The organism is Sulfitobacter sp. PS-8MA (genome assembly GCF_040933935.1).
GTDB lineage: Bacteria > Pseudomonadota > Alphaproteobacteria > Rhodobacterales > Rhodobacteraceae > Sulfitobacter.
Genome location: NZ_JBFQYJ010000001.1, coordinates 1 through 26,703, shown reverse-complemented (window position 1 = coordinate 26,703; position 26,703 = coordinate 1). Strand labels below are relative to the sequence as shown.

Sequence of the window (26,703 nt, the reverse complement as noted above, 5' to 3'; positions counted from 1 at the left end):
TCATATCTCACTTAAAAAGTGTAAACCTAGGCTGAACAATCATTCAATGGTTATTTTGCGATTTTGTTGGATGCAGGTGTCGAGAATGCGGGGAAAGAAACAGTCGATTAACGCTTAAGGCGACAAAAACTACGAGTATTCTGTAAACCTCGAAGGTTTCTCTCAGGGTGCTTAGACAGCTAAGGGCAAGTCCTCATCATCGAGAATACCAATGGTCGTTTCCACGCTGCGCAGGTGATTGACGTGCTGGCGACCAGCCATAGCGACCCCGAGGACCGGCTCACGCTCCAGTATCAGGTCGTTCCAACCGAACGAAAGACCCGGATGAAGCACGAACCGCGTTCAGCTCCTCGCGCCAGTCGTTCATCGGTTCGGTCCGAACGGGAGATTTGCCTCAAATCACATTGCCTCTCAGCGTGGGTGATCGCGTATACCTTCTTGGCTCCCACGGGACCGGTAAGTCGTCATTCCTTCAGCATCTTATGAAATGGCAAAGTTCTGGAACCAGCGTGATCCCCGTCGCAACCCATCGACGAATGTGGATGGGGAGTGGTGCTATTGAGATGACCGCCATCAGAAACGGAAAAGCCTGATATTCTGATCTGGGTAGTGCACAGCGTGTTCATGCACTTCTTTTTGATCTGGTGAACGAGCAGGTTCGCTTAGATCAAGAAGGCGCAAAGCATGGACGGGAAGACTCGAATGGCGCTCAGTTCAAACTCGCTCGTACCGAAGAAACTCCCACCGACAAGCCCAACCGACGGGATTGCCAACTTGTTTGCGCATGCTTGAAAAAGGTGTCGGATTTGGACCCGTCAGGCAGTCATTTCGGCCGCATAGCCGTCCCAAAGGTCGCAAGCGCTGGCTCTGGCGTAGCGCTATGAGATAGCAGCCAATCAATGGCGGCGGGTTCTGAAGACTGTGTTAATCTGGTTTTGAGCGGCGAGAAACCTCTGGGCCTGCCGGGGTGACCCGAACCTGCCCAAAAGCTTTTCACGTTTGCGGGTTGGCTGGTGCGATCCTTCAATCCGGTTGTTCGATCCCTTATGCGCGCGGTGATCGGCACCCGGTGCAAGGTCACGGATAATAGCTGCGCAGCTTGTCGGTCATCATGACACGAGGCTCGCCGAACCGGGCGGTCAGCCTTGTCAGAAAGCGCCGAGCCGTCTTGGCTTCCCGCTGTGGCTGAACGAGAATGTCGAGAACATACCCGTTCGCATCGACCGCCCGCCAGAGCCAGTATTTTCGGCCGTTGATCGTGATGACCACTTCATTCAAGTGCCATTTGTCGGCGGCCCCAAGCCTGTCGCGCTTGATGCAGTAAGTAAAATAGCAGCCAAAGCGGTTCACCCATTGCCGCACGGTTTACCGACTGATCACCACCACCCCGCTCAGCCAAGGTCCTCGACATCTGCCGTACTGAGCGCGAAACGATGGTAGGTCCAAACGGCATACGCAACTATCTCACGGGGGAAACGGAACCCTTTCAGGCGCGGCATGTTGGCAGGCATGTTCATACCCAAGGCCTAACCAGCCAACACACCGCAATCAAGTTGGCAATCCCGTCGAAGCATTCGACACCGAGACAATAGAGCGTGAGTTACCCCCGCTTTAGAAACCCAGGGCAAGCGCACATCCACAAAATCAAAGTCCGTTTTTTTTAGAAATCAGCGCAGCCAAAGTGGTAGATCAGTCGCTCATATTCTATAGAGGAAGAAAAACGGCGACCCCGAATTGCCATTGAATGGACAGAGGTCGCCGCAGTTTAGCAAGGCCCATGAGGCTCATGAGGCTCATGAGGCTCATGCATCATCAGAACAGGGCGCCACGCGAGACTCTAAAGTTGTTTAGGGCGAAACCATTCACAAACCAAACAGTTCGCGTAACATTTATTCAGCCAGCTTCCGCGTTTTCTGCGGTTACACCCGCGTCCTCCCAGCTGCTCCCTGTCCGGCAAGATCGCTGCAAGCTTCCTCAAGGTCCGAAGACGCAATCGAGGAACTGCTTCTGTCGTCACAAACGTGAATATGGCGCCCCCCGCTGCGGCGCTTCGCGTGGTCCCGTTCCAATCAATTCGCGCGCACGTCAGCGGCCCGATCAGATCGCGGCTGATCTCTTTGCCGAAAATATCCTTCAGCCCCTCTCGGGTGATCGGTTGGTGGTAAGCGATCGCCGCCAGCACCGCGAGGTCGAACTCATTTCAGTCCGACAGCTGTTGATCGCCGACATCCGCCGCCGCGCGGATCGCGGGGGCGTAGGCAGAGCGCGTGCGCATCATCCAGCCCCCCGCCAGACCGGCGACTTCAAATGCGCGCCCCTCCAGATCGGCGGCCAGATCCTCGATGAGCAGATCGACCGACGCCGCCTGCCCCACCACCCGCGCCAGATCCGCGCGCGGCACAGGGGTGGCGGAGGCAAAGAGCACCGCTTCGATCCTGCGCATCCATTCCCGCCAGCGCAGCGCTGGCGGAAGGTCGGCCAGCTCGCGGTCCAGTTCCGGGTCAGAGCGCTGTTTGGCCATATTATACCCCGTAGAGCCTGAACATGTCGCGGCCGGTGAGTTCGCGCAGGGCCCCCAGATCCACCAGCCGCGCGCAAAGCCGCCGTGCCGCGCGGGGCGGCAGGGGCAGCGCTGCGGCTGCGACGGCATCGCGGGTCAAAAACAGCTCCACGGCTGCCCCGGCCCCTTTGGCGCGCAGCTTTGGCGCCACCGCCTGCAACTGCGCCGCCCGCCGCGTGAGATCAACAGCGAGGCGGGCCGTCTCGACCACCGAAGCCACGACGGCGCGATGGCAGGCGCGGCGCAGCTCCTCCCCGTCTTTGCGCAGATCCGCGCGCTGCAGGCCAGTTGCCAAGAGCGGCGTTAGATAGTCTAAACCGAGCGTTTGGCTCAAGGCGGCATCCGCCAGGATCAGCGCGGGTGCCTCTTGCCGGCCTCTGTCGCCATCATGGCCTCCAGCGCTCCTCGCCGCCCGGCTGACCGGCGCCCCCGGCCCCGCGGCGAGACAGTCGGCGATCCGGTCCCGCCTCGACAGCGGGCAGCGCCCGGCTCAGAGGCCTGGCCGAGACCGCCCGCGCCACAGCCCGCCGCCAGGACAGGTAGACCTCTCCCCCCGGCCCGGGCAGATCCCCGGGGCGCAGAAAATGAACCGCATCGCGCAGCGCCCCTGCCCGCTCTGGCCGCCCTGAGAACCGGACGCAGGCCTCTGCCGCGCGCAGGGCCAGCCGGGCGCGCAACAGGGTCTTGGGCAGATCGTCCCGCGCCATCAGGAGATGCAGGTGGCTCAAGGCCGCGCCCGATAAAAAGGCCATGTCTTCAAGGGTTTCCGCAGATCCCGCGGTGACCCACGACGGCAGGCGCGGTAGTGTTTCAGAATGATCGAGGCCAAGGGCGCGGGGGAAATCCATATGCGCAGGCTACCGCAAGGCGGCGCTTTCGACCATCTGTTAACGCGCAAACCGCCCCAGCTTGCCGCCGCGCTTGATGTCCAATAAGTTTACATTATCGGACACTGTGGATTACCCTCCCCAGCATGGCAGAACACCCCGAAAACCCGCCCCGAAACGAGGGTGTCGGAAGACCGGAATTCATGAGATTCAAGTACTTCCCTGAAAAACGAGGCGGGGTTCATGAGATTCTGTACCGGTATTTATGAGACTGGATGGTGCGGTATTTGTGAGACTGGCGCTGTCTCGCGGCTTTTTCGTCAGACTGGCGTGCGGTCTCCTCGCGCTCAGCGCGCCAAAACCGGGCTGAGATGCTTCGTCTTAACGGGAGAGGCCATGACCTAACTGCCTGCCGAACCCGTCCCTGCCCCTCCGCATCGCTCACAAGCATGACTGAGATCACCCATTGGACCGGATCCTCAATGATCCGCCCGACGCCGACCGTCAGCGCGAAACACTGCAACAGCGAGCCCTGCGCCAGGGCGTGGAAACCGGGGCGCACTGCCTTGGCAAGCACTGGCGCCACCTGATCGTATTCGGGGACAATGACCGTCAGCGCCTGCCGGAGGATCGGCGTGGTCAGAAAATCATGATAGTCCCGCCGGTCTCTCAGAGACATTCGTGGCTGCTCGTCGACGTTCGGAGGCGAGGCCCGGCGATGCCGCGCCGTCAGAATCTGAAGCACTTCGAGCGCTTCCAAGTCTTGCTGCCCCGCACCGCGCGCCCAGGCATCGAGGTAAGTGGCCCCGGCCTCGGCATGCCCTTCAAGTTTCTTGAAGTGATCGCTTCCGAACCGGTCGGACAGGGTCTCGCCGGTGGCGTCCCGAAACTCCACACCATGCACCGGGCAGCGAAATCGCCACGGCAGCGCGTCCGCTTTGCGATGCAGGTTTTCGGGACAATGCGGGCACGGAGACCGGTTCTTCCGCGCGATCATCATACGCACCTGTGGCCCGAACTCCCGGAATGTCATGGCTTGCACGGTCTTGAGCGCGAGACCGGTGCGGGCCGCAATCAGGGCCCCCTCCCCTTCTGAAAGCCGCCATTCCAGGTCGAACACGTCCTGCCCTTGTAACCCAAACTCGGCGACAAACTCGGCAACCGTCATGGCGTAGAACGGGGCCATGCGCGCGATCCAGGAGGACAGCCGCTCGTCGGTCTCTGGGGAGTATACGACCGGCAGGCGCCCGCCCCCCGTCACACCGGCTCTCCCAGGACAGCCTGTAACCGGTCGCCGCCCAGGATATCGCGCGAGAGGATACGTTCTTCGCCGCTTTCGATGGCGGCGATCGCCAATTGTGACAAGATCGAAAAGATGCCCGAGGTAATGCCGCCGGTCACCTTAATCATCCGCGTGAGTGCCTTCTCGTCGATCTGGCTTTGACGCCGAAGCGGCAGGGTGCGCGTGAGCGTGCTCATCAGCCCGTTCAGATCCTCGCCTTCCCGCCAAGGCGGCAATGCGAAGGCCTCGAACCGGCGCACCAACTGATCATCGGTGCGCAACGCGTTGCGAGCCTGCGCTGTACCAACACAGACCAGCGGGATGCGCAGCTCGTTGCCCAGAAAGCGCAGCATGTTCAGGAAACGCGCCTGTTCGCGGATCGTCCCCGCCTGCACGCTGTGAATCTCGTCGATGACCAGCATCCCCGGACGCAATTCGGCGAGAAGACGCAAGGCCAAGCTTTCCAGCACAGACAGTGTCGCCCGCGGCGGCTCCGGGGCACCAATCGCCGCCAAGATCCGGCGGTAGAAGCGCGATTCATCAGGCCCAGACACCATCTGCACCGCGACGACCGGCATATGCAGCCGTCCGCTGGTCTCGTCGAAGCACGATGCGTGATCGCGGGTGAACTTCTCGATGATCATCGTCTTGCCCATGCCGCTGTCGCCGACAATGAGCAGGTTCGGCATGCGGGCGCGCTCGGGAAACGACATCAGCGTTTCCAGCTTCTCCAAGGCAGCCTCGGCCCTGGGATAGGAGATCCAGCGGTCGGCGCGAATCCGGTGAATGCGCTCTTCGGAGCTGAGCGCGGCGATCTCGCCGGCCCCCGGATAGAGATGCGGGAACTCAATCATCCTCGTACCACTCCTCGACCTTGAAGCCAGGATGACTGAGGAACGGGCTCCCCTCCCCTTCCGGCGCAGGCAAAGCTTCTGGAGCGGCGATATCCGGTGTCACATCGATCATCGGCAGAGGGGCGAGATGCGACCGTCGAGCCTGATGGCGCCGTATCGCCTTGGTCTGCCGCTCGGCGCTGTCGACGAGGTCGCGCTGCGCCTCGATCGTCCTGAAAATAAGCTCCTCATCTACCGACCGGCGCCCGGCCTCGCGCAAGGCGCGCCGCGCCGCGCGGTGCTCCCAGAGCGTGATCGCAGGCCGTGTCAGATCCGCGGGTTTCGCTTCGATGATACCGTTCTCTGTCAGCACGAGGATGCGAGAAAGATCGCGCGGGTCGTATTTAAGCGTGAACTTGCGGCTTTCCCGGCCCATCAGCCAGCGCAACTCGTCCGCCCAGTAGCGGATGTGGAAGAGATGCAGGCCGTCACGCTGCAGGACACGTTGCTCCGAGGGCAGGAAATCGACGAGGAACTGCCTCAGATCGGCGGGCATGCGGAGTTGGGCCTCTTCCACCCGCGTGGCCCAGACCACTGCAGGTGTGGTTTCCAGCGCGCTATGGACCCGCGCATGGTAGGAGCCGGTAATTTCCAAGGCGAGCCAGGTTTCCAGTTCATCGAGCGTCATCACCCGCCTCGGCTTCAGCGTCGAGGTCGCCGCGATCGAAAATGTTCGAGAAATGCGACCCCGGCAGCAGGTGAACCGCGCCCATCACGGTGCCGATCAGCCGCTCGATATGCCCGCCATAGCGCGGCGTACCGGGCGGGCGGTACTGCAGGTCGATCTGGTATTCGGAACAGGCAAGCTGAAAAGCCCGGGCATGGAACTCCCGCGCCATTGTCCACGTAAATCGCGTTCGGGATGCCCCGCGTTGGCCAATCCGTGCTGATTCCACGCGCTGTGAGCCAATGCGATTTGTCCATAACCACATGGGTCAAACACAGTGCGACGGCCAGTAGCGATGGCGGCTCCAGCGACAGGTAAAACCCGAGAACCATGCGGGTATTCACGTCGATCGCGACCGTCAGCGTCGGCCGGCCAAGTGGGCGTCGCGTCACCGGATCTACCACTGTCACGTCAGCCCTGGTGTGGTCGATCTGGACGATATCCAGCGGATCGTTGGCGACCAGCATCCCAGGCGTGGCCAGATAGCGGCGCTCAGCCTTGTCCTTCCCCTCCCGCCTGGCCATGAGTTTTGCCTGATCCTTCAGATCCAGCCAGCGGCCAAGGCGTCTGATTGAAGGAGGTGCCAGCCCTTTCGCCTTGCAGTCGGCTGCAACCTCGCGCCAGAACCGGGTCTTGGTCGGTTTGCGGCGGGTGGCATAGAACGCCTTGAAATGATGGGTCACGATCTCTTCCACCGCCGGGTTCAGCGGCCGCATGCCAGGTTTGGGCCCCCGAGTGTCCGGCAGAAGTGCGCTGGTCCGCCCGTCCTCGCGGAACTGCTTCACCAGACGAAAGAGCGTCGATCGGCTCACATTCAACTGGCGCATGGCCCAGTCGACATTGCCTTGAGTGAGCTGGGCCGGCAGCTCAGCGAGCACCCGGGCGCGGTACCCGGCCTCTTCCCAATCCTTGTCAGTCGAAAAATTATCGGACATAAGTTACTCAATGCATGGATGCTGGATAGTCTCACCAATGGTGACTCAAACCGGCGTCCAGTCTCACATACCCTGAATCGGTTTCAGAAATGCGACACAGGCAAGCTATTGAAAACAAATGGAACGCAGTCTCAGAAAATCCGGCGGTCCGACACCCGCCCCGAAACGAGGGCGATGCGCAGGAGCTCTCGCCCAGCGACACTCTGGCACTTCCGTCACATGTCGCAGGCTCCGGCAGGCTCGACCGTCTGGTTGACAGGGCGCGCGACTATGCGCGTTCCGCAGCCTCGGAGAATACGCGCAAGGCCTATGCGAAGGACTGGGCGCATTTCACACGCTGGTGCCGGATGAAAGGTGCCCAGCCTCTTCCCCCCGCGCCCGAGATGATCGGCCTCTACCTGACCGACCTGGCCACCCCGACCGGCGCGGCCCCGCCGCTCTCTGTTGCCAGCATCGAGCGCCGATTGTCCGGCCTTGCATGGCACTATGCGCAGCGGGGATTTAAACTCGACCGAAAGGATCGCCATATTGCCCCTGTGCTGGCCGGGATAAAACGCAAACACGCGCGGCCGCCCGTGCAAAAGGAAGCTGTCCTGGCCGAAGATATTCTCGCGATGGTCGCCAGCCTGCCTTTCGACCTGCACGGCCTTCGAGACCGGGCCATCCTGCTCCTGGGCTATGCCGGCGGGCTGCGTCGGTCGGAAATTGTCAACCTGGACGTCCACAAAGACGATACGCCGGACTCAGGTGGTTGGATCGAGATCTTTGACAAGGGTGCCTTGCTCACTCTCAATGCCAAGACCGGCTGGCGCGAGGTTGAGATCGGCCGCGGCAGCCAGAAACCCACATGCCCCGTCCATGCGCTGGAACAATGGCTGCATTTTGCGCAGATCGATTTCGGGCCCGTTTTCGTCCGCATCTCACGCGATGGCAAGCGCGCCTCGGAGACCCGGCTGAATGACAAACATGTCGCCCGGCTGATCAAACGCACGGTTCTGGCCGCAGGCCTCCGAGCGGAGCTCCCCGAAAAAGAACGTTTGGCGCTGTTCTCCGGCCATTCGCTGCGCGCGGGTCTTGCCAGCTCCGCCGAGATCGACGAGCGCTATGTCCAACAGCATCTCGGCCATGCCACTGCCGAAATGACCCGCCGGTACCAGCGCAGGCGGGATCGGTTTCGGGTGAATATGACGAAGGCGGCCGGTCTTTAACCCGCATGAGCTGCCCGCGCTATGTTTCGCTGCGCGCTTTGACGAAGCCGAGGAAAGCGGCATCGGCGCTGCGCAGGCGCTGCTGCCCCTTGCGCTGCCAATAGCTCTGCCACTCCGCCACCAGCGCATAGACGTCCATGCCCGGCATCAGGGCACGGGCCGCCTGCAAGGCCTCGGGCGAGGGGCTGGGCAGGGCGCCCGGCTCCAGCACCGCATCGCGGGCGGTGACACGGATGATGTCACCGGGCTCTTCCACCAATTGGTAATCCGGCAGATGATCCGCCGCGATGATGTCGCGGATCATCTTGCGAAACACCCGGCGCGGGGAGTTGGAGCCGGATTTCTTGAGCAGCGTTTCCACCGAGACCTGCCAGCTGCGCTGCCGGCCGCAATGTTTGCGTGCCAATTCGTAAAGCCGCCGCTCCAGCGGCTTGCGCAGGCGGAAATAATCCCGGCTCAGGGTCAGCACCGATTTCGACAGCACCGCGCGATACAGCCAGTCCGACAGGGTCACCGCCACCGAGACCATACGCCCGCCGCGGGTCTTGCGGACGATCTCCCAGCTTTCGATCAGGCCGAACCCGGTGGTAACCTCGATCGGGTCCTCCTTGGGGCCGGTGGCCACATTGGTGGTGATCCGCGTGCCCGCCAGCCGCTCGAAGGCATCCTTGAGCCGGCGGTAGGCATCGCCGCTGGTCTCGCGGTTGGTCGCCACCATCAGATCATGCGCCTTGAGCACCAGCCGCCGCGAGGTCGCCTTGCCGGCATTCACCGCCGCCATCAGCTGCGAGATGCAGAAGATCAGGATGTCCTTGTCATGGATCGTCGCCAGCCCGCGCATCGAAGGGGTCACGGTGATCTCCACGTCGTTATGCGCGTAATGCAGAATGCGCCGGTCCGGCCGTGTCGCCAGCGAAAACAACGGGTGTTCCATGCTGGCCAGATCGCTCTTGGGCACAACATCAAAGAGATCGCAGAGAAAGAAATCCCCATTGGGATGATGATGCGGGGCCAAAGCCCCCTGCCCGCCTGCCATGCTGCCCTCGCTGTTGCGCACCGCTCTGTGGCGGCTTTTCAGAATCGTGGTTTTAATTACGCCCAGAGTGAACTTATCCACAATGGCCTGTCCAGCCTCCCTTCTCGCATGATCGGGGGTTCAGAGTCACTCCAGCGTGGTTTCAGAATCGCTTTATCGGGGGTTCAGAGTCGGGCAGCCTCTCAAAAACCGGGATTTATGGTTTTAAAACAACGTCTCATCCGAAAGCCAGAATGGCCGTAACTATAAATAACTGATATTAACACTGGAAAATTTCTGGCCCCTCCCCAGCCTCTTGGCCGAAGAACCCCCCGATTTGCTGAGAAAACACGGGGGAAGCTATGAAAAAGGTTCCATGTGCTGCCTTTTGTGCTACTCAGTCAAAAAGGCAGCACACAGGGCAGTTTCATGGATCACCCCCCCTATTTCTCCATCGCGCCCGACAAGGCACGGGCCGAGCTGGAAGCGCCCGTCGGCACGCAGAAATTCCTGTCGATCTCGGAAGCCTGCAGCAGAGGCATGGGCGATCTTGCCACGCGGGGTCTGGGCGAGGAAGGCCAGAAATCCCTGCGCCACTTCTCCACCTGGGAGATCACCAAATATCTCATTCCCGTGGCCCAGGCCCATTTTCGCCGGGTGCTCAAAGCCAATCCCGACCTGCCGCAAGGCCGGTCCGAGACCGAGGGCGGGGCCAAGTGGTTTACCCTTGATGAGGTGCTGCGCCTGCGCGGCTTTTTCGCCGCCGAAGGCTCCAAGGCCAAGGAGTACCTGCCCTATCGGCCCGAAGGCCAGCCTGCCAAAATGGTGGCAGTGGCCAATTTCAAAGGGGGGGTCGGCAAGACCTCGACCGCGGCCCATCTGGCGATGTCGGCCGCCCTTGATGGCTACCGGGTGCTGGTCATCGATCTGGACAGCCAGGGCTCGATGACCAGCATCTTCGGCGGCAAGGTGGAGGATGAATGGCAAACCGTCTTTCCGCTGCTCGCCCGCCATTATGCCGACCATCTGCAGGGCGAGAACCGGGCCCGCGTGTCGCGCGGCGAAAATCCCCTGCCGCTGGATGACGCGCTCAATGATGCCCGCAAGATCACCTCGGCGGATCTGATTCAGAAAACCCATTGGCCCAATATCGACCTCATCGGTGCCCAGCTGAATCTCTACTGGGCGGAGTTTCAGATCCCGGTCTGGCGCATGGCCGCGCGCGGGTGGAAGCTCTGGGATGCGCTGACCGACCGGCTGGAGGCCGATGGGGTGCTGGAGGACTACGATGTGATCTTCCTCGATACGCCCCCCGCGCTTGGCTATCTGACGATCAACGGGCTGGCCGCCGCCGACATCCTGCTGGTGCCTCTGGGGGCGTCCTTTCTGGAGTTCGATTCCACCGGGCGTTTCTTTGACATGCTGCATGCGACATTCTCTTCGATCGAGGAGGGGGAAAACATCGCCGCCCGCGCCCTGGGCCAGCCCGAGGTCAGCTTTGAATGGGATGCCGTGCGCGCGGTGATCACCCGGTTCGACAGCACCCAGCAGGCCGAAATGGCGGCTCTAATGCAGGCCTATCTAGGGCCTACCCTCTCGCCCCACCGTCAGGGTTTTACGGCGCTGATCGGGCAGGCGGGTGAAAGCGTGAACGGTATCTACGAAGCCGATTACCGCGATTTCAACCGCGAAACCTATGCCCGCGGGCGCGAGACTTTCGATGAGACCTATGCCGCCTTCAAAAAGCTGCTGATCGGCGCTTGGGCGCGGGATGTGGCCGCGGCGGCGGCGTCATGAGCCGGCCTGCCCTGCCGCTGAGCTGCGCCCGCGGGGGTAACCTTTTCTTCACTCTTTCTGCAGGAGGCTGTCATGGCCAAACGTAAACGCCTTGCGGTGCCAAATCCGACCCAGACCGCAGCGCCGGAGACCAACGCCATGGATATTCCAATCGGATATGTGCCCGACCAGATGAAACGCCGCGCGCCGATTGCAGATGTCGCGGGGCAGGCGGCAACAACCGCCGCCTTAGAGACTGTTGCAGGCGAAATGCAGAGCGCCCGTGAAGAGGGGCGGCTGGTGCAGAAAATTCCGCTCGATGCGGTCGATGCCGGCCATATGATCCGCGACCGGATCGCCATCGACGAAGAGGAAATGACCACCCTTGAAGCCTCGCTGCGCACCCGTGGGCAGCAGACCCCCATCGAGGTGGTCGAAACCACCCCGGGGCGCTATGGGCTGATCTCTGGCTGGCGGCGGCTCAGCGCCCTGCGCAACCTCGCGCAGCGCGGCGAGGGGCCGGGGAATGTGCTGGCCCTGATCCGCAAACCGGACAGCGCGTCGGATGCCTATATCGCCATGGTCGAGGAAAACGAGATCCGCGTCGGGCTGAGCTATTTCGAACGGGCCAGCATCGTGTCGAACGCGGTGCGCGAAGGCGTGTTTCGCGACGAAAAAGAAGCGCTGAACAGTCTCTTCGCGGCGGCCTCTCGGGCGAAACGCTCGAAGATCAAAAGCTTTCTGCCGGTGGTGAAAACCCTCGGCGCCTGGCTGCGCCATCCCTCGGCTCTCACCGAACGGCTTGGCCTCGCGGTATCGGCCCGTTTGCAGGCCGATCCGGACTGGGGCAAGCGGCTCTATGACAGGCTGCGCAAGGCCGATCCCGCCACGGCGGAGGATGAGGCCGCCTTGATCCAGAAGGCTCTGGAGAGCAGTGCCGCGCCCAAGAACACCGCGCCGAAACCCCCGAAACCTCTGGCCAAACCCGCCGCGCCCGCGATCACCGTGAGCCGCAGCAAAAGCGCGCTGCATCTCTCTGGCCCCGATGTGACCGAGGATTTGTTGGACGCCGTCGAGGCGTTGATCCGCGATTGGACAGGGTAGGGGCGTCACGGAAAATGTTTCGCACGCGAAACATTTTCATATAAGTCTTTGGATTATATAGATAAAGGCGAAAACTTCGCGGAAGTTTCGCGGGCGCCATCTGGAGAGCATCGGGACGCTTTGCCTTAAAGGGCAGGGTATGCCCGGATTGCCTCGACACGGGCCGACGTATCCTCGGCCCTTTTAGCCTCCCGGCCAAAACATTCTATGCGCGAAACGGCTCTAACCTAAATCCTGAAACCAGGGCGCAAGCCCTTCGGGCTGCGGTGTGGCGCATTCGGCATGGCTGCCAGAAAGGCCGCTCAACTTGAAAAGTTATGGTATACAAGTAACATATCTGCAATTAACCTTTGGGTTAGAAGCGTAGTGAGTTTTTTTATCAAATTCTGCCGGAGCGAACAAATGACGAGGCTTATTCTCTGTAGCGCCCTTTCCGCAATATTCTTCCCCAGCATTACACTAGCAAATGGTTTCGAAGAAAGTGGGTCCTGGGCGTTTCGAACCCCCGCTGAACGTCAGATTTTGCTTCAGGGTGAGCAAACTCGGCTGAATTACATGATATTCGATTTCAACCAAAGAAGTGCCGGTGCCGCCGGGGCAGGCGGGCAGATCGGCAACTCACTGTCGATCATCATCAATGGCGATGGCGACAATGTCATCGACACGTCGCAAGACAATACCGGCGACCAATCCGTTCAGGAAGCGACGGGCGGGGGCGGAAACCAGATTACCGAAAACCCGAATGCGGCGATTGCAGCCGCTGCCGCCCGCCTCACGACATTGCAGAGCGGAACAGAGTGAAAATGCTTAAATCTGCAGTAAGTCTTTTCGCCCTATCGGCGCTCATCGGCTGCGCGGGGCTTCCGCCCGAACTGAGCGCGCCGCGTCCGCAATATAACGGTGCGATACCAACAGTCGTGGCCACGCCGGCCGACGCGGCCCTGGCCTGTCTGGCGCGGTCGCCCTCGGTACGCGGCAGCCGCCGCATGTTCTCGGTCCATAATATTTCGGACCTGACGCAGAAAATCGAAGTGGAAGCGACCGGCCCCTTCGTGCCGCGCGATACCGCGGGGATGTTGGTGACCGCGCTCGCGCGGGCCGGGGTCAAACAGGTTAATCGCGTCAATACCACCGTCTCCGAATTCGAGATTGCCCGCGCGCGGGAGCAGCTTTTGGGCGACGGCGGAACCACCGTCGTTGAAGGCGAAAGCCTGCCATATCGCCCCCTGGAGCGGGGCTCGCTGCGGGGCTCGGATATCGTCATTGACGGCGCCATTACGCAGCTCGATTTCAACACCTATTCAGGCGGTGGCGAAGGGGGGCTTTTCGGGTTGAGCGGGGGGCGCCGTAACTTTGCGCTGACCGTCGCCGCGGATCTCCGCGTCACCGATACCCGGACGACCGAGCTTTTGATGGCCCAGGCCTATTCGAAACAGGCGGTCGGGGTGGAGGTCTACGGGTCCGTTTTCCGGTTCTTCGATGACGAATTGTTTGACGTTCAGATCGGCTCGAAAAGTCAGGAAGGCCTGCATGCGGGTCTGCGTTGGATGCTTGCCGATGCGGCCTATAATATCGTCTCGACCACATTGAACCATGATGGCAGCTGCGATCGGTTCTTGCCGCAAAATCGGCAGGCGCTCACGCAGGTCGCGGAGGCATCGCTATGATCTTTCGCGCCGCAACTTTGATGATCGCCGCCCTCGGGGCGGGCATGGGCGCCGGCATGAGCCTCGCACAGGAGGCGGCGCCCGCATCCTCGGTCGCGCCCGCCTATGACCCGACGCGTTTTTTGGAGACCATGGTCAACTACAGGAAACTGGCCCTGACCTGCGAGGACAGTATCCCCGGGTCTCCGATGGCCGATTCAGCGGAGATAAGTGTCTTTTTCCAAACCCTCGGCATGGCCGAGCCGCTGACCATCGACCGCCCGTTGGAACGGCTGACCAAGCGGCTTGTTCGGTCCCAGAGCGCTTCTGTCTGCACCGAACGTCTGCAGGAAGGCGCGATGGCCTATGGGCGTGAGGCCGTCATATATACGACCAATAAACCAAGCGAATGGCCGGCGGCGCCGCAGATCAGCACCGGGCCGTGGTGCCGGACAGAGACCTGTGCGGAACTGTCATTCTAACGGTAAACCGACGCTCACCGCGAAATTGACGCCGCATTCCCCACCTGACTGTGCACGCCTTGATTGACATCCACTGTCTGGGTCTGGTTCGCCCTTTGGCTGGCAGTGATGGCCGACCCCGTTTCGGGCTTGTCCAGAGACTGGATTTCCAGAAGATTCACGATGTTGGAGCTTGAGAACGTATTGCCGGCGGCATTTCGGTTGATCTCTTCTAAGGTCATGCCTTCGACCTCATTTACGACAAGTTGACGGCCGTCGGAGATTTGCTTCAGACCGCTGGCATGCCGGGCGCTGACAAAGTTCGCGATGTTTACGCCCGATTGGGTAATGCCGCTTGGGGTGTTGCCGTCTTCGGATGTGACCGAGTTCCTCACGATTTGATCCCCGCTGAACACGCGCATGACATTCCGAACCTCATCGGCGACGAGGACGTTGCCGATATTGGTGCCAGATTGGTTTATCGGCCGTGCCGAGGTGCCGGCGTGATCGAGGCTGACCACGTTATGAATTGTCTGTGTCGTGCCGGATGGGAACAGCTGTTCGCCGGTGCCAATCGACAGCGTCGCTTCCACGATGTTCGCGGTATTGCGGCCGACCTGCGTCACATCGATCAACCCTGCCGCCGTCCCTGAAAGCTCGTTGTAAACGCTTTGGGTGGCGCCGGGCCCGAATGCCTGGCTGATCTCGTTCACTTCGAATGCCATGACGATATTCGCGAGGTTCTCACCGATCTGCGCAGTGACCGCATGGTACTCGGTATTCCCGGTGGAAATGATATTCTCTGCGCCCTGCGTGCCCACCATCACTTGCCGGGCGCTTTGGATAGAGGTCTGTTTGGACAGAAGTATGTTCGCAGCGTTCAAAATGGACTGATCCACGCTTCTTTCGGTGGCTGGCTCGTAAGGGATACCCGTGACAACCGCGGGGCTTTTGCTGCGGTTGAAATCACCGTTCAGAATATTCGCGCCGTCAATTGAATAACTGTTGATGCCGGTCTGATCTCCGTTGGAGGTTTGAGAAATCTGGGTGTTGCCAGCGTAGCTATCCCCTGCCGTGGCGAATAGTGACGCGCCGAAGAGGGTTAAGACCGCAAAGCTACGTTGCATGAGAGCACCCGATTGCAAATGAATGAAGGGGACGCGGTGATTGGGGTGACCGCCTGGCAGCCACCCCAATCGATATTCACAACCGCGTTTTAGAGGCCGCTAACGGAGTTGATCACATTCGTTGCGGACTGGGTGACATCGGTCAGATCATCCGCGCCAATCATGCCGTTGGTCGACAATTGGGCGCCGGCAAAGGTCTGGCTGACCTCAGTCATCCCGACGATATCAGGCAGAGTGCCTGCCGAGAGGATGTTTGCAACGTTCGTAGCGCTTTGGTCGAAATTGGTTACGTCGGCATCGATACCGCCGTGCTGGTTCAGAGCCATATTCGACGCGTCTTGGTCGACATCATATGCCGTCTGAGAGACCGTCCAGCCGACATTCGTCACCGTCGCAAGGTTGATCGCGTTCAACGCCGATTGGTCCATAACCAGCTTACCACTAGGCTTTGGAGCAGAACCTGTAATGCCTTGGTTGCTGAATTTTACAAAGTTCGCTGCAGTTTGGCCAGAATTGTCCGCGTAGTACTGGCTGATAGCTGCCCCGGAGAGTGAGCCGCCGGTATTGGGGGATGACCCGCCGACGTCAAGACTGTTCGCGACGTTAACGGCACTTTGCATCAAGTTAACAACCTCAGCCCCTACCGCCGTATCGAACATGTTGTTCTCTGCGGATTGGCTGCTTTTGATAACTTTCTGGAGGGAATCGCCTTTCAGATCGTCTTCAATTTCGGCGAGGTTCATCACGTTTACAGCGTCTTGCTTTGTATTTTCCGCACCAAGATCGATATCCAGGTCGTTCTTGGCTGTTTGTGTGCTGTGTTCGATTCTCTGTTTGAGATCGATTCCGGTGGCGTCCTCCTGCAAGTCATCCATTGCAGCCATGTTCATGACGTTGGTCGCGGCCTGTTCCACATTCGTGCTTGTACCAACCCGGATATCAATATCGTTATCCGCCTTCTGCGTGGCCTTTTGGCGTCCTGACTCAGCCGGTTGATATCATAGCTGCCGCTGTTTTTCGAAGTCATATCGACGCTGTTCAGAACGTTTGTCCCTGCCTGGGATATGTCCGTCAAAATGGCATGGTTGGAATTCAACCCGTCAGTGTCAAAGTCGTTCTTGGCCACCTGCTTGGTGCCCCATTGTGCTTCCTGGAGGACGTCGTCTAGGTGCTCGCTGTCGATCGAGATAATATTGGCCGCGTTGACCCCCGCTTGCGAAACATTCGTCGCGTCATCCGCAATATCGATTGTATTAAGTGCTTCTTGAAGCGCTTTGACGGTTTGGGAAATATCAGTCTGCTCCGCGACGGCTGGAAATGCGAGGATGGTTGCAATGGCTGTTGATGCAAGAAACTTATTCATGGTGATCTCCATTCCTGTTGGCTTGCCCGAAAGAAAACTTCCGAACGATAGGGTGCCGGTAAGCAATATCCGGCAGGGTGAAATCCAAATTTTCTTGGGGTGATTATATCGGACTCTAAAAGAACTGAATCCATCGAGCGGCTCGATCGCGATTCGATAGAAGACGTTAAGGAGTCCGACATATGTCCCCCCAGACACGGTTCGGATTACAAGGAGGTTGACACGGGCTCTGCGACCTCAACAGTCAGAAAAAATCCTACAAGATGCCAAATTGCTGACATGCGTTAACTTTTGCGATCTGATAACCTGTTGAAAAATATAGGGTAAATAACTGTCCCGGACCGGGTTGTTTACTTGGAAAACAAACTGTTCACGCCTTGTATCGGCCACATTCCGCCAGAAATGCTGGATTTTAAGAAATAGTTATGTTACCCATCCTCATGGCACAGTTCGTTAGAAGCTGTTCGAGCATCACGATCTAAGATCCAAGTTGACGCGTGTTTTCAGAGCGTCTTCCCCGGCCAGAATGCAGGCATCGTTTTATATTAGATCAATTGTCTCGCAGGGATTTATATGTCCTACTTCATAAAGAGAACTGATACGCCTCGTAATAATGAATTGCATCGGAAACCCTTGGTCGGTCTATTCACGCATTCGGAAAAAGTTCGCGAATACGCAAAGCAGGCCATTGTATTGCTCGGCGGGACATTGCGCCACGACATTACCGATATCGAGACCCTAACCCAGGCTTCCAGCGCGATTGATATTGGTATTATAGAGCCGACTTTCTTGCAAAACCCCGCCCGTGACGCGCCCTTTCTGCTGGATGATCCGACCATGCGCATCGTGCTCTTTGGCGGTGAGCCGGGGCTTGCGGTGACCCGTCCGGCGGTTCGGGCGGGGGTCGATTGCTCCCGGAAAGCAAATGAGCTCTTCCTCGTTTTGAAAAAAGTGCTTGAGAGCAGCGCGCTGCCTGATGCCGCGCCCAAACTCAGCCTGCGTGAACGGGAGACCCTGCAGCTTTACGGGCGTGGCTATACGCTGAAAGCAATTGCGCAACATCTTGATATCAGTGCAAAATCCGTTGATACCTACAAGGTGCGCGCCTGTCGCAAGCTCGGCCTCAAAGACCGCGCATCGGTGCTCGAATTCACCGAGCCCTCATTGCGCCGGATCCATGCTGTGTCTCTGATGCGGGACAGGCCCCCCTCGGCCATCGGAAAAGCCGCATATCGTTGACAGGGTGACCGCGGATATTTGCACGGGCATTACGGTTCAAAGGGGACGGTTGAAGTAGTCGACATGCCTAGCCTGTTTCAGGGGCTTGAGGTCAGGCTCGCCGCACAAAGTACCGTTCGCTCTGTTCAGGTTTTGGTCCTCTGAGCTAGTCCCCATCCGTTGGACAGTATCTTCGTATTTCAGCGTCCGCGACAGCCGCTCGATGAAGATGCTGTCGAGGAACGGCCTTTTCCATCCATCGAGATCCGCACGCCAGACCGGCGCAGCCGGTCAATCCAGGCGAAGAACGTGAACTGGCTACCCTGATCCGCATTCATGATCTCGGGCGGGCCGAACTTGTAGAGGGCCTCGCTCAGCGCCTCGACACAGAAGTCGGCTTCCAGCGTATTCGAGATCCGCCAAGACAGAGCCTTGCGGGTATGCCGGCCCGTGATCGCGAGGTAGAGGAACCCGCATCACAGGGGCGGGTAGGTAATGTCCTTGCACCAGACCTGGTTCGGACGATCCACATGCAGACCTTTCAGCAAGTATGGATATGTCTTATGCAGCTTTCGCTGGCCTGCTGGTGTTGGGTTTTTGGTAGATCGGCACCACCGCATAAGGGCGCATCAGCCGACGTATCGGCTTCCTGTTCACCAGAGGGCTCCCATTGCGCATGTGCCAGATCATTTGGTGGACACCGTAGAATCGCATTTCCAAGAACTGCTCGTCAATCAGCCACATCAGACCGAGGTTCTGCTCGGTCTTACCTTTGGGCACGTAGCGAAAAGATGATCCCGCGATTGAAAGCAACCTGCACTGCTAGCCGATCGACAGCTATGGATGATCAGGCTCCACCATGCCACGCCTCCCTTGCCGCCCCACGGCTTCAGCTTTCTTTCCAAAAAGAGTTGGCCACCGCGCTCGAACACGGCGGACGTGCCCTCAAGCAATGTCCGCTTCCATTGAGGGGTCATCGTTGGATGCACCCCTGAACCGGCTCGCCAGACCAGCTGCAGCTTCCTCGCCCTTCAGAGCCTCCCGCGCAACCTTCGCCTTGAACTCAGGCGCGTGCTGCTTCCGTTTCGACATTTCTGACCTCCTTCTTGTGGAAGATCAGCAGACTGCAAATCGTAGCTTATGACAGTGTCCGAATTTCGGGGAGTAGCTCAGACATTTCTGTTTCAAAGCGACGCTCCGATCAAATAAGCAACAACAGAAGTTAGCCTCACTTTGCAGCTTGCAGGGGGCAGATGGCCGTACGTGCGGGCTAAACGATCGTGACGCGATGTATGAGGGAAATACCTCCCCAATGACAACAGGAATGGCCCATAACGACATTGCTTATCTAAGGGATGAAAAATAGATGAATTTCCGTCAGATCGAAGTCTTTTACGCGATCTATCGCGCGGGCTCGATTAGTGCGGCGGCGCGACAACTGAACAGTTCTCAGCCCGCCCTTAGCAAGGTGCTTAAGCACACTGAATCGCAACTCGGGTTTGCGCTGTTTGATCGTGTTAAGCAGCGTTTGGTCCCGACATATGAGGCTAACCTTATCTTTGCCGAATGCGATGCTTTGCAAACATCGCTAGAGACCGTTAACGCGCTGGCTGAGCGGCTGAACGGCGTGTCGCGACGGTCTTTGCGTATCGGGTTTCTGCCCAGTCTCGGCGTCGGTTTCGCGCCCCGGCTGCTCGCGCGGATCTGCGGCGAGTGTCTTCCGCGCTGCGAGATCTATACGCATCATTACGATCAAATTCTCGAACGCCTCCTATCGCATCAACTGGATCTAGGCGTCGCTTTTTCTCTACCGCAACCGCCAGGGTTACGCAGTGTGCCGGTAGGACGAATGCGACTGGTTTATGTCGAAGCGCTGAGACAGGGGCTGAATAGTGCTCCGATCAAGCTTTGTGAGGTGAATAGTACCGACCTGATCGGGCTGGAGAGAGAGTCGCCCGTGGGAAGCGCGTTAGAGGCGGCGTTTCACGCAGCAGGACGGGATTATTCGCCGCGCGTATCTGTGCATACCTACGCCGTCGCAGCCGCCTGTGCCGCCGAAGGAGTGGGGCCGGCAATCGTGGATGAATTCTCAGCCAAGGCGACGCCGGGCCTGCATCTCCGCTCCCTCGAACCAGCGCGCCGCTTCGACATTGTCGCACTTTTGCATGAGCGGCACGCGACTTCGCGGGCAGAAGCTCAGATGATCGCACAAATGCAGCGTTTGTGCCATGCAGAGGGTTACGGTCTGGGCGGCTGAAGGGTACCGGCACGGCGCAGCACGTGGCCAGCGCGCGCTGTGATGTCATCGCCGCCGAGGACCGACACGCCATTGACGTAAACGCGTGCGATGCCGGCGGATGGGCGGGAGGGATCGGTATAATCGGCCCGGTCCGTAATCTCATCTGGGTCGAACATCACCAGATCGGCGTAGCATCCCGCTTGTAGTCTTCCCCGCCTTTCGAGGCCAAAAACCTGAGCTGGTAGAGAGGTCATGCGCCGCACCGCCTCGGGCAGGCTAAGCACCTCGCATTCGCGCACATACCGCCCCAGCACGCGCGGAAAGGCCCCCCAAAGACGCGGATGTGCGTTCGGGCCAGGAATGCCGTCCGATCCAATCATGACCCGGGGATGGCGCATGATGCGCACGATATCTTCTTCGCTCATCTGGAAATAAATCGCGACACCCGGCATCAGTTGGCGCGCGGCTTCTTCCTGATCGCAGCCCATCTCCGCGGCGATCTCGTCCAGATAGCGGCCTGCGAGTTCGGGATGAGGCGTAGATGCAGATATGAGGACGCGTTCGGCCTGATGAACCTTATGGGGGAGCAGCACGGTCGAACTTGCGGTATAGGGATATTGATCGAGCGCGATATCTTGTTCGCGCAACGCGGCGTCAATCAGCGCGAGGGTTGCCCGAGACTGACCAAAATTGCGCCGTCCTATGCATTTGTGATGCGAGATCACGACCGGCACACAAGCCTCGCGTCCGATCTGCAGCGTCTCGCCGACGGAGCGGACCACATCATCACCCTCGTCGCGCATGTGGGTAACATACCGCGCGCCCGGATACGCAGCGAGTAGGCGAGCAAGCGCGGTGATCTCAGTCGTCGGAGCGTGGGCGGCGACCGGATAAGCTAGCCCGGTGCTCAAGCCTAGTACACCTGCTCTCAGTGCCTCGTCTAGTAGCATGCCTATGGCCGCGATTTCTGCGGCGTTGGCGGGCCTGTCCACGCGATCCATAACGCAAGCCCGCATCGTCCCATGACCAGCTAGAACGCCCACGTTTACGGCCGGCTGCGCGACCTCAAGTGCGGCAAAGTAGTCGGCGAAGCTGTCAAAGCGATACGTCTCCCGCCCGCCCAAGAGTGCTAGCGGCTCAGGTAAGTTCGGCGGGGGCGTCGAGCGGCGCCAGAGAGATGCCGCAATTACCAACAATAATACTGGTCGCGCCCTGCGTTACAACAAACGGCAATTCGGGCTGCTCGAGCGCCGCTTGGTCGTAATGAGTATGCACGTCTATAAAACCTGGAGCGAGGCACAGACCCTCAGCGTCGATCCGTTGCGCGGCTCCGCCAGCCTGTTAGATTGCCAACGGCGGATATATGGGCGCCATCGACTGCGACCCCGCCCGCGATTTCGGGGACCGCCTAGCCCGTCCGATCAGGCGGGCGTTCTCAATGATCAGTTCACAGTCAGGCATGAGGCTGTGCCCTCGGTCTGGTGACAGCCAGGTCTGGACGCGGCATCGGCGCCAGTCGTTCTTCGAGCGCGCGCCCAATAGCAAGAATTGTCTCCTCGCCAAAAGGCGCGCCCATCAATTGCACCCCATGCGGTAGGCCTGCCGAGGTCAGCCCCGTTGGGATCGCGAGCGCGCAGGTAGCCAGATAATTCGCCGGGCGGGTGAATTGGGGCCAGCGGCGCGGCGGATTCATCCACCTCCTTCAGCGGCGGTGCGACAAAGGGGATACCAGGCGTGAGGATCGCATCGAAGCGCTGCATTTAGTCCCGATAACGCGCGATATGGGCCTGCCGCGTATCGAGCGCGGCTAGGTAATCAGATGCGCTGATCGATGCACCACTCAGTACCCGCTTGCGCACCGGATCGTTGATCGGTGCCGCGGCCTCATGGATATAGTCGCGGTGGGACATAATAGGCCTCGGCGGCGATAAGGAGGCCATTAAGATCGGTTAGTTCAGCAAAATCGAAGGGCAGGTCAGTTTTCAACAAGACTGACGCCGGCGGCGCGCAGTGCCTCTTGCGCACTGTAATAGGCGGCTTCGATTTCAGGCGATACCGGCGATTGGAAAAGCTCCCTGGCGTCATCACTGCGACAGTGCATCCTTCGGCGCGGCGCGGTGCGCAGGTGGATGTGGTCCGCCAATCGCCCCTCCCGCATTGCATGATAGAGCAGCCTAGCATCCTCGACGCATAACGTCATTGGCCCCAGCGAGTCGAGTGTGCTCGAAAGGGACAAACAGCCATCAAGACTGATCCGGCCGTAGGTCACCTTGAGCCCTACCAGACCCGTCAGGCTTGCCGGGATTCGTACGGATCCGCCTGTATCGCTGCCGATAGCAGCGGGGCAGAGGCCGCCAGCTACCGCTACGCCCCGACCCGCTGGAAGAGCCGCCGGGAATACGATGTGTAATCATGTCATAGGGGGTTGCGCGGTGTTCCACGCATCTGGTTCGTACCCCAGCCGCCAAAGGCGAATTCTACCATTTCGGTGCGTCCTAGCGGGATCATTCCCGCGTGCAAAAGACGTTGCAGCGCACGTGCTGTCCCCTTCGCCTTGCGGCCGGCCATCGACAGACTGCCAAATTCGCAGCCATGCCCCTCCCACTCGATCAGATCTTTGAGCGCGATCGGAAGTCCGTGTAGCGGACCCAAGCGGATACCGGCGGCGCGTAGCCTGTCCATGCCTTCAGCGGCGGCCAACGCCGTGTCCTCGTAGACCTCACAGAAGGCCTGTAGAGTGCCGTTATGGGTCCGGACGCGGTCTAGGCAGGCGGTGACGATATCACGCGAGGAGATATCGCCGATCTCAAGGGCACGCGAAAGGTCTGTAAGAGTCGTGTAGGGTGAGATCATTTCGCGCACTCGTCATTATTCTTCATTATGGGAACGCCGGAGCATGGCCTTTCTGCTCCGGCGTAGGTTTTTGTGTTACCGCTCGTCCCATACCGGGATCGGATAGACAGGCTCTGCCACCGCGACCTCAGGAGGCCAGACGGTCTCCATCCCGCCACCAGGCTGAAGCTGAACGACCGGAAATGGCATCTTAAGTTGCTTGCCCGTCTCGTCGATTGCATAGGGGCCGGCCAGAACGGTGCGCTGATCCGAAAGTTCCATCGCTGATGCCTTAAGTGCGTCCGCCTCTAGGTTATTGGCATTCTCAATGATCTCGCCGGCTAGAACTCCGGCACCGTAGGCAAGCACTGTTTGGAAATCCGGTTCATAGCTGACATCGGGGAACAGACGCTCATACGCGGCGAGGAACCTATCGCGATCCATCCCGTCGGTGATTTCCCAGTTGATGGTGGGGTGGAAATTGGTGTGGCTGTAGATGTAGTCTCCATCACTACCGATTTCTTGAAATTGTGGCGTCGAGGCGTAGACCATGAATGTCATTGGGAACGACACATTCATTTGCCGCATCTGGCGAACCATCGAGATCAGATCCCCCTCATATGAGGTAGGGTAAAAGAGTTCGGCCCCCGAGGCGCGCGCCTTTTGCAGCAGCAGGCTGAAATCCTTGGCACCCTTGGGGTAGGTCTCCTGCATCACAACTTCGATGCCACGCTCTTCGGCCAAGGCGCGCGCGCCCTCGGCCAAACCAGAGGGAAAAGGCTCGTCCACCGAGACGATGGCGACGGATTTTACACCCTTTCTAGCGGCCAGATCCATGCTCGCTAGTGGCATCCGCGACACCGGCATCTGCGTGGCCGAGACGATATTCTCGAACCCTTGGTCATAAAGAGCATCCGAGGCGGCCGACCAAATTACGAGGAACTTGTCTAAACGCTCTGCTGTAGTGGCGGCCGCGGCCGACAGGGTCGATCCGAAAGGTGCCATCAGCAGATCGACATCCTCGCTGACGATAAGATCTTCGTAGACGCGCGCTACCATCTGCTTATCGCTGCGGTCATCGCGCTTGACCAGTTCAACTTCTCGCTTTTCGCCGTTAAACTTGAGACCGCCGGCGGCGTTGATCTCGTCCACCCAAATTTCGACGCCGCGCACACCCGATTGCGAAGCCAACGCGTAATTGCCCGCCGATGAAACGGTCATGCCGATGCGGATCGGATCAGGCTCAGCCCAGGCTCCAGTGCCGAGCATCGCGGCTGCGGTTAGCACCGCCCCTCTAAGCAGAACACGCTTATCCATCTTGGTCATTTTTTTCCTCCTCCGTTGATCGACGCTTCAGGCGTCAATTTTGTAATTCATCCATTCCGAGACCATGTCCCGCAGCTTGTCGTCGCTGGCAAAACCCTCGCGAGTTCCTTCGGCTTTGTTACGGCCCAACTCGAGAATGTAGAGACGATCTGCGATTTCGGCACAGCTACGTACGTTTTGGTCCACCAGAAGAATTGTTGCGCCCCGGTCCGCAAGGCTGCGGGTGAGCGCGTAGATTTCTTTGGAGATCTTAGGTGCGATCATCGCGGTAGGCTCATCTAGCAGGATCACTTTAGGATCGATCACTAGCGCGCGCGCGATTTCGAGAAACCGTTGCTGCCCCCCGCTAAGCGACGAAGCGGTATTGCCTGACCGCTCGGCGAGGATGGGGAATTCATCGAAGACCCTCTCAAGCGCGGCATTCACCCGTTTCTTGTCACGGCGAAAGGGCCAACAGCCCAGAAGCAGATTATCACGCACCGAAAGGTCCGCGAAGACGCTGCGATGCTGTGGCACGAATGCGATCCCCTCCAGCGCACGTTGATAGGCCTTTTGTCGGGTGATGTCCTCGTCGCCTAGCCGGATTGTGCCGGCGCGCGGGCGCAGTAAGCCAAAAATAGTCTTGAGAACGGTCGATTTACCCGCACCGTTGGGCCCGATGATTCCTGTTACTTCGCCGGGGCGGCCGGTCACAGCCACATCGTTCAGCACCACGATATCGCCGTTGTAGGCCACCTTGATCCCTTCCATGGAGAGTGTGAGACCTTGCATGTTAGGCTCCTAGATAGGCTTCGATCACGTCGGGATTGGCCTGCACGGTGGCTGCGTCGCCGCGTGCCAGGATGCGACCTTCGTGCATGACGATGATGTCATGCGACAGTTCGTATATTGATGTCAGGTCATGGCTGACCAAGATGACACTGCAGCCTGTTTCTTCGGGCATCTCACGGATCACGCCGATCAGCAGCCGTGATAGTGTCGGATTGACCCCCGCAAACGGTTCGTCCAACAACACCAGCCGAGGACGGGACACCATGATACGCGCCAGTTCCAGCAGCTTTTGCTGTCCACCAGACAACTCCTCGGCGTAATTGTGGCGCAATTCATAGAGCTGTACCTTTTTCAGCCAGAAAGCGCGGATCTCGTCGCGCTCGGCCCGGCTCATTCTGCGTGACAGCAACGGAACGGCAAGATTGTCCCACAAGGTCATTCTCGCAAAGATACGTGGCACCTGAAATGTGCGCCCGACCCCCTCGCCGAATACATCCGCTGGTCCGAGACCGATCAGCTCCTTACCGCCCAGCCGGATCGAGCCACTTGTGGCGTCATAAAGACCGTTAATGCAATTCAGCATGGTCGTCTTGCCCGACCCGTTCATGCCTAGTACGCCCAGAATACTCCGCGCCGGCACCTCGAAATCCAACCCATCCAGAGCCCGCAGGCCGCCGAAGTCCTTTATTAATCCGTCAATATTAAGCATGGCTATCTCAATGCCTCTCGGCCAAAAAGTCCCTTGGGGCGCACCAGGATCACGCCGATCAGCAGTAGGAAACCCATCAGCGTTGCGCTCGTACCGCTGGTATAGACCTGCGCCGTCTGCTCGGTCAGGCCGAAGATGATACCACCGACCACAGCGCCGACCGGATGGCCCAGGCCGCCCAGAACGATTACAATAAACCCGATTAGCGTGTAATCCTGTCCGATAAAGGGCGAGAAAGCTGGGAAGATCAGCGCGACGAGGACGCCCGTGATCCCCGCCAGACCTAGCCCGAGGCCGAAGGTCAGCGCCGACATCCGCTCTAGGTCAACACCGACGATCTGCACGGCGTCGCGGTTCATAATGATCGCGCGCAGTGCCTTGCCCGGCAGCGTGCGATAGAGGAAAAAGGCGAGAGCTGCGGTAATAGCGATAACGATGCCGAGGGCGATCAGCTTGGAGGTCGGCAGGATGACGTTGCCTAGCATGATGAAGGGAGGATCGATCGAATAAGCCAACGAGCGAGAATCCGCCTCAAAAAAGATCAGCATTAACGCACCGAGTGCGATCGCTACTCCGAACATAACCAACAATGATGCATGTTCGGGATCATCCGACTTGGCCAAGCGACGGATCAGTACAAAATAGAGACCATAGCCCATCGCACCGAAGACCGCGAAATATGAGGGGCATCGCCATGAATGGCGACAATCCCATCCATTGCTGCGCAAAATAGGCACCGTAGGC

At 59.3% G+C, this 26,703-nt stretch carries 27 protein-coding genes and 3 pseudogenes; 8 read left to right on the top strand and 22 right to left on the bottom strand.

Going from position 1 to position 26,703, the window contains the following annotated elements; translation table 11 throughout:
- Nucleotides 1–815: 815 nt before the first annotated feature.
- The 7 genes and pseudogenes from AB4M76_RS00150 to AB4M76_RS00120 form a co-directional block, all read right to left on the bottom strand.
- Nucleotides 816–1,517 (bottom strand): annotated as a pseudogene (locus tag AB4M76_RS00150) (IS6 family transposase).
- A 376-nt stretch (nt 1,518–1,893) separates the two neighbouring features.
- Nucleotides 1,894–2,521, bottom strand: a pseudogene (locus AB4M76_RS00145) (SMC-Scp complex subunit ScpB).
- 1 nt (nt 2,522) lies between these two features.
- Nucleotides 2,523–3,408 (bottom strand): annotated as a pseudogene (locus tag AB4M76_RS00140) (DUF1403 family protein).
- A 220-nt stretch (nt 3,409–3,628) separates the two neighbouring features.
- Complete coding sequence (locus AB4M76_RS00135) at nt 3,629–4,573, bottom strand: hypothetical protein (RefSeq protein WP_368439833.1); 945 nt, start codon at nt 4,571–4,573, stop codon at nt 3,629–3,631.
- Nucleotides 4,574–4,644: 71 nt separating this feature from the next.
- Nucleotides 4,645–5,523 (bottom strand): TniB family NTP-binding protein, encoded by an 879-nt coding sequence (locus tag AB4M76_RS00130; protein WP_368439832.1) that lies wholly within the window; start codon nt 5,521–5,523, stop codon nt 4,645–4,647.
- Complete coding sequence (locus tag AB4M76_RS00125) at nt 5,516–6,190, bottom strand: Mu transposase C-terminal domain-containing protein (protein WP_368439831.1); 675 nt, start codon at nt 6,188–6,190, stop codon at nt 5,516–5,518. Before AB4M76_RS00125 ends, AB4M76_RS00130 begins: the two co-directional genes overlap by 8 nt.
- Before the next feature lie 14 nt (nt 6,191–6,204).
- Nucleotides 6,205–7,164, bottom strand: coding sequence for a DNA-binding domain-containing protein (locus AB4M76_RS00120; protein ID WP_368439830.1), 960 nt, complete (start codon nt 7,162–7,164; stop codon nt 6,205–6,207).
- A 107-nt stretch (nt 7,165–7,271) separates the two neighbouring features.
- On the opposite strand from AB4M76_RS00120, the gene AB4M76_RS00115 reads away from it, so the two are divergent.
- On the top strand, nt 7,272–8,372 hold the full coding sequence (locus AB4M76_RS00115) for a tyrosine-type recombinase/integrase (protein ID WP_368439838.1): 1,101 nt from the start codon (nt 7,272–7,274) through the stop codon (nt 8,370–8,372).
- A 19-nt stretch (nt 8,373–8,391) separates the two neighbouring features.
- Here AB4M76_RS00115 and AB4M76_RS00110 read toward each other — a convergent pair whose 3' ends face one another.
- Nucleotides 8,392–9,408, bottom strand: a complete 1,017-nt coding sequence (locus tag AB4M76_RS00110; protein ID WP_368439837.1) for a replication initiator protein A — start codon at nt 9,406–9,408, stop codon at nt 8,392–8,394.
- Between the two features lie 408 nt (nt 9,409–9,816).
- On the opposite strand from AB4M76_RS00110, the gene AB4M76_RS00105 reads away from it, so the two are divergent.
- The 5 genes from AB4M76_RS00105 (at nt 9,817) to AB4M76_RS00085 (ending at nt 14,395) form a co-directional block, all read left to right on the top strand.
- On the top strand, nt 9,817–11,184 hold the full coding sequence (locus AB4M76_RS00105) for an AAA family ATPase (protein ID WP_368439829.1): 1,368 nt from the start codon (nt 9,817–9,819) through the stop codon (nt 11,182–11,184).
- Between the two features lie 72 nt (nt 11,185–11,256).
- Nucleotides 11,257–12,267 (top strand): ParB N-terminal domain-containing protein, encoded by a 1,011-nt coding sequence (locus AB4M76_RS00100; RefSeq protein WP_368439828.1) that lies wholly within the window; start codon nt 11,257–11,259, stop codon nt 12,265–12,267.
- 402 nt (nt 12,268–12,669) lie between these two features.
- Nucleotides 12,670–13,068, top strand: a complete 399-nt coding sequence (locus tag AB4M76_RS00095; RefSeq protein WP_368439827.1) for a hypothetical protein — start codon at nt 12,670–12,672, stop codon at nt 13,066–13,068.
- Between the two features lie 2 nt (nt 13,069–13,070).
- Nucleotides 13,071–13,934 carry a CsgG/HfaB family protein gene (locus AB4M76_RS00090; RefSeq protein ID WP_368439826.1) on the top strand — a complete coding sequence of 288 codons (864 nt, stop codon included), beginning with the start codon at nt 13,071–13,073 and terminating at the stop codon, nt 13,932–13,934.
- Complete coding sequence (locus tag AB4M76_RS00085; RefSeq protein WP_368439825.1) at nt 13,931–14,395, top strand: hypothetical protein; 465 nt, start codon at nt 13,931–13,933, stop codon at nt 14,393–14,395. Before AB4M76_RS00090 ends, AB4M76_RS00085 begins: the two co-directional genes overlap by 4 nt.
- Before the next feature lie 14 nt (nt 14,396–14,409).
- Here the strand turns inward: AB4M76_RS00085 and AB4M76_RS00080 are convergent, their stop codons facing one another.
- From AB4M76_RS00080 to AB4M76_RS00070, 3 genes are all read right to left on the bottom strand, one after another.
- Nucleotides 14,410–15,501: a hypothetical protein gene (locus AB4M76_RS00080; RefSeq protein ID WP_368439824.1), complete on the bottom strand. Its 1,092-nt coding sequence runs from the start codon at nt 15,499–15,501 to the stop codon at nt 14,410–14,412.
- Nucleotides 15,502–15,590: 89 nt separating this feature from the next.
- Nucleotides 15,591–16,415: a hypothetical protein gene (locus AB4M76_RS00075; RefSeq protein ID WP_368439823.1), complete on the bottom strand. Its 825-nt coding sequence runs from the start codon at nt 16,413–16,415 to the stop codon at nt 15,591–15,593.
- Nucleotides 16,388–16,864, bottom strand: coding sequence for a hypothetical protein (locus AB4M76_RS00070; RefSeq protein ID WP_368439822.1), 477 nt, complete (start codon nt 16,862–16,864; stop codon nt 16,388–16,390). Before AB4M76_RS00070 ends, AB4M76_RS00075 begins: the two co-directional genes overlap by 28 nt.
- Before the next feature lie 573 nt (nt 16,865–17,437).
- Here AB4M76_RS00070 and AB4M76_RS00065 point away from each other — a divergent pair.
- Nucleotides 17,438–18,103 carry a response regulator transcription factor gene (locus AB4M76_RS00065; RefSeq protein WP_368439821.1) on the top strand — a complete coding sequence of 222 codons (666 nt, stop codon included), beginning with the start codon at nt 17,438–17,440 and terminating at the stop codon, nt 18,101–18,103.
- 179 nt (nt 18,104–18,282) lie between these two features.
- Here the strand turns inward: AB4M76_RS00065 and AB4M76_RS00060 are convergent, their stop codons facing one another.
- Both AB4M76_RS00060 and AB4M76_RS00055 read right to left on the bottom strand, forming a co-directional pair.
- Nucleotides 18,283–18,537, bottom strand: a complete 255-nt coding sequence (locus AB4M76_RS00060; RefSeq protein WP_368439836.1) for a DDE-type integrase/transposase/recombinase — start codon at nt 18,535–18,537, stop codon at nt 18,283–18,285.
- 490 nt (nt 18,538–19,027) lie between these two features.
- A complete protein-coding gene (locus tag AB4M76_RS00055; protein WP_368439820.1) occupies nt 19,028–19,174 on the bottom strand; it encodes a hypothetical protein in 147 nt (48 codons plus the stop codon).
- A 274-nt stretch (nt 19,175–19,448) separates the two neighbouring features.
- Between AB4M76_RS00055 and AB4M76_RS00050 the strand changes: the two genes are divergently transcribed.
- Nucleotides 19,449–20,339: a LysR family transcriptional regulator gene (locus tag AB4M76_RS00050; protein WP_368439819.1), complete on the top strand. Its 891-nt coding sequence runs from the start codon at nt 19,449–19,451 to the stop codon at nt 20,337–20,339.
- Here the strand turns inward: AB4M76_RS00050 and AB4M76_RS00045 are convergent.
- From AB4M76_RS00045 to AB4M76_RS00005, 9 genes are all read right to left on the bottom strand, one after another.
- Nucleotides 20,321–21,322, bottom strand: a complete 1,002-nt coding sequence (locus AB4M76_RS00045) for an amidohydrolase family protein (protein WP_368439818.1) — start codon at nt 21,320–21,322, stop codon at nt 20,321–20,323. The two genes, AB4M76_RS00050 and AB4M76_RS00045, sit on opposite strands and share 19 nt — an antisense overlap.
- Before the next feature lie 452 nt (nt 21,323–21,774).
- Nucleotides 21,775–22,014, bottom strand: a complete 240-nt coding sequence (locus AB4M76_RS00040; RefSeq protein WP_368439817.1) for an amidase family protein — start codon at nt 22,012–22,014, stop codon at nt 21,775–21,777.
- A gap of 67 nt (nt 22,015–22,081) precedes the next feature.
- Nucleotides 22,082–22,231, bottom strand: a complete 150-nt coding sequence (locus AB4M76_RS00035) for a hypothetical protein (protein ID WP_368439816.1) — start codon at nt 22,229–22,231, stop codon at nt 22,082–22,084.
- Nucleotides 22,232–22,296: 65 nt separating this feature from the next.
- On the bottom strand, nt 22,297–22,725 hold the full coding sequence (locus AB4M76_RS00030; protein WP_368439835.1) for an amidase family protein: 429 nt from the start codon (nt 22,723–22,725) through the stop codon (nt 22,297–22,299).
- Between the two features lie 11 nt (nt 22,726–22,736).
- Nucleotides 22,737–23,174, bottom strand: coding sequence for an amidase family protein (locus AB4M76_RS00025; RefSeq protein WP_368439834.1), 438 nt, complete (start codon nt 23,172–23,174; stop codon nt 22,737–22,739).
- 75 nt (nt 23,175–23,249) lie between these two features.
- Nucleotides 23,250–24,479 (bottom strand): amino acid ABC transporter substrate-binding protein, encoded by a 1,230-nt coding sequence (locus AB4M76_RS00020; protein WP_368439815.1) that lies wholly within the window; start codon nt 24,477–24,479, stop codon nt 23,250–23,252.
- 27 nt (nt 24,480–24,506) lie between these two features.
- Complete coding sequence (locus AB4M76_RS00015) at nt 24,507–25,250, bottom strand: ABC transporter ATP-binding protein (RefSeq protein WP_368439814.1); 744 nt, start codon at nt 25,248–25,250, stop codon at nt 24,507–24,509.
- Between the two features lies 1 nt (nt 25,251).
- On the bottom strand, nt 25,252–25,959 hold the full coding sequence (locus AB4M76_RS00010) for an ABC transporter ATP-binding protein (protein ID WP_368439813.1): 708 nt from the start codon (nt 25,957–25,959) through the stop codon (nt 25,252–25,254).
- A 2-nt stretch (nt 25,960–25,961) separates the two neighbouring features.
- Nucleotides 25,962–26,703, bottom strand: a 742-nt coding sequence (locus tag AB4M76_RS00005) for a branched-chain amino acid ABC transporter permease (RefSeq protein ID WP_368439812.1), incomplete at its 5' end; no start/stop codon positions are given.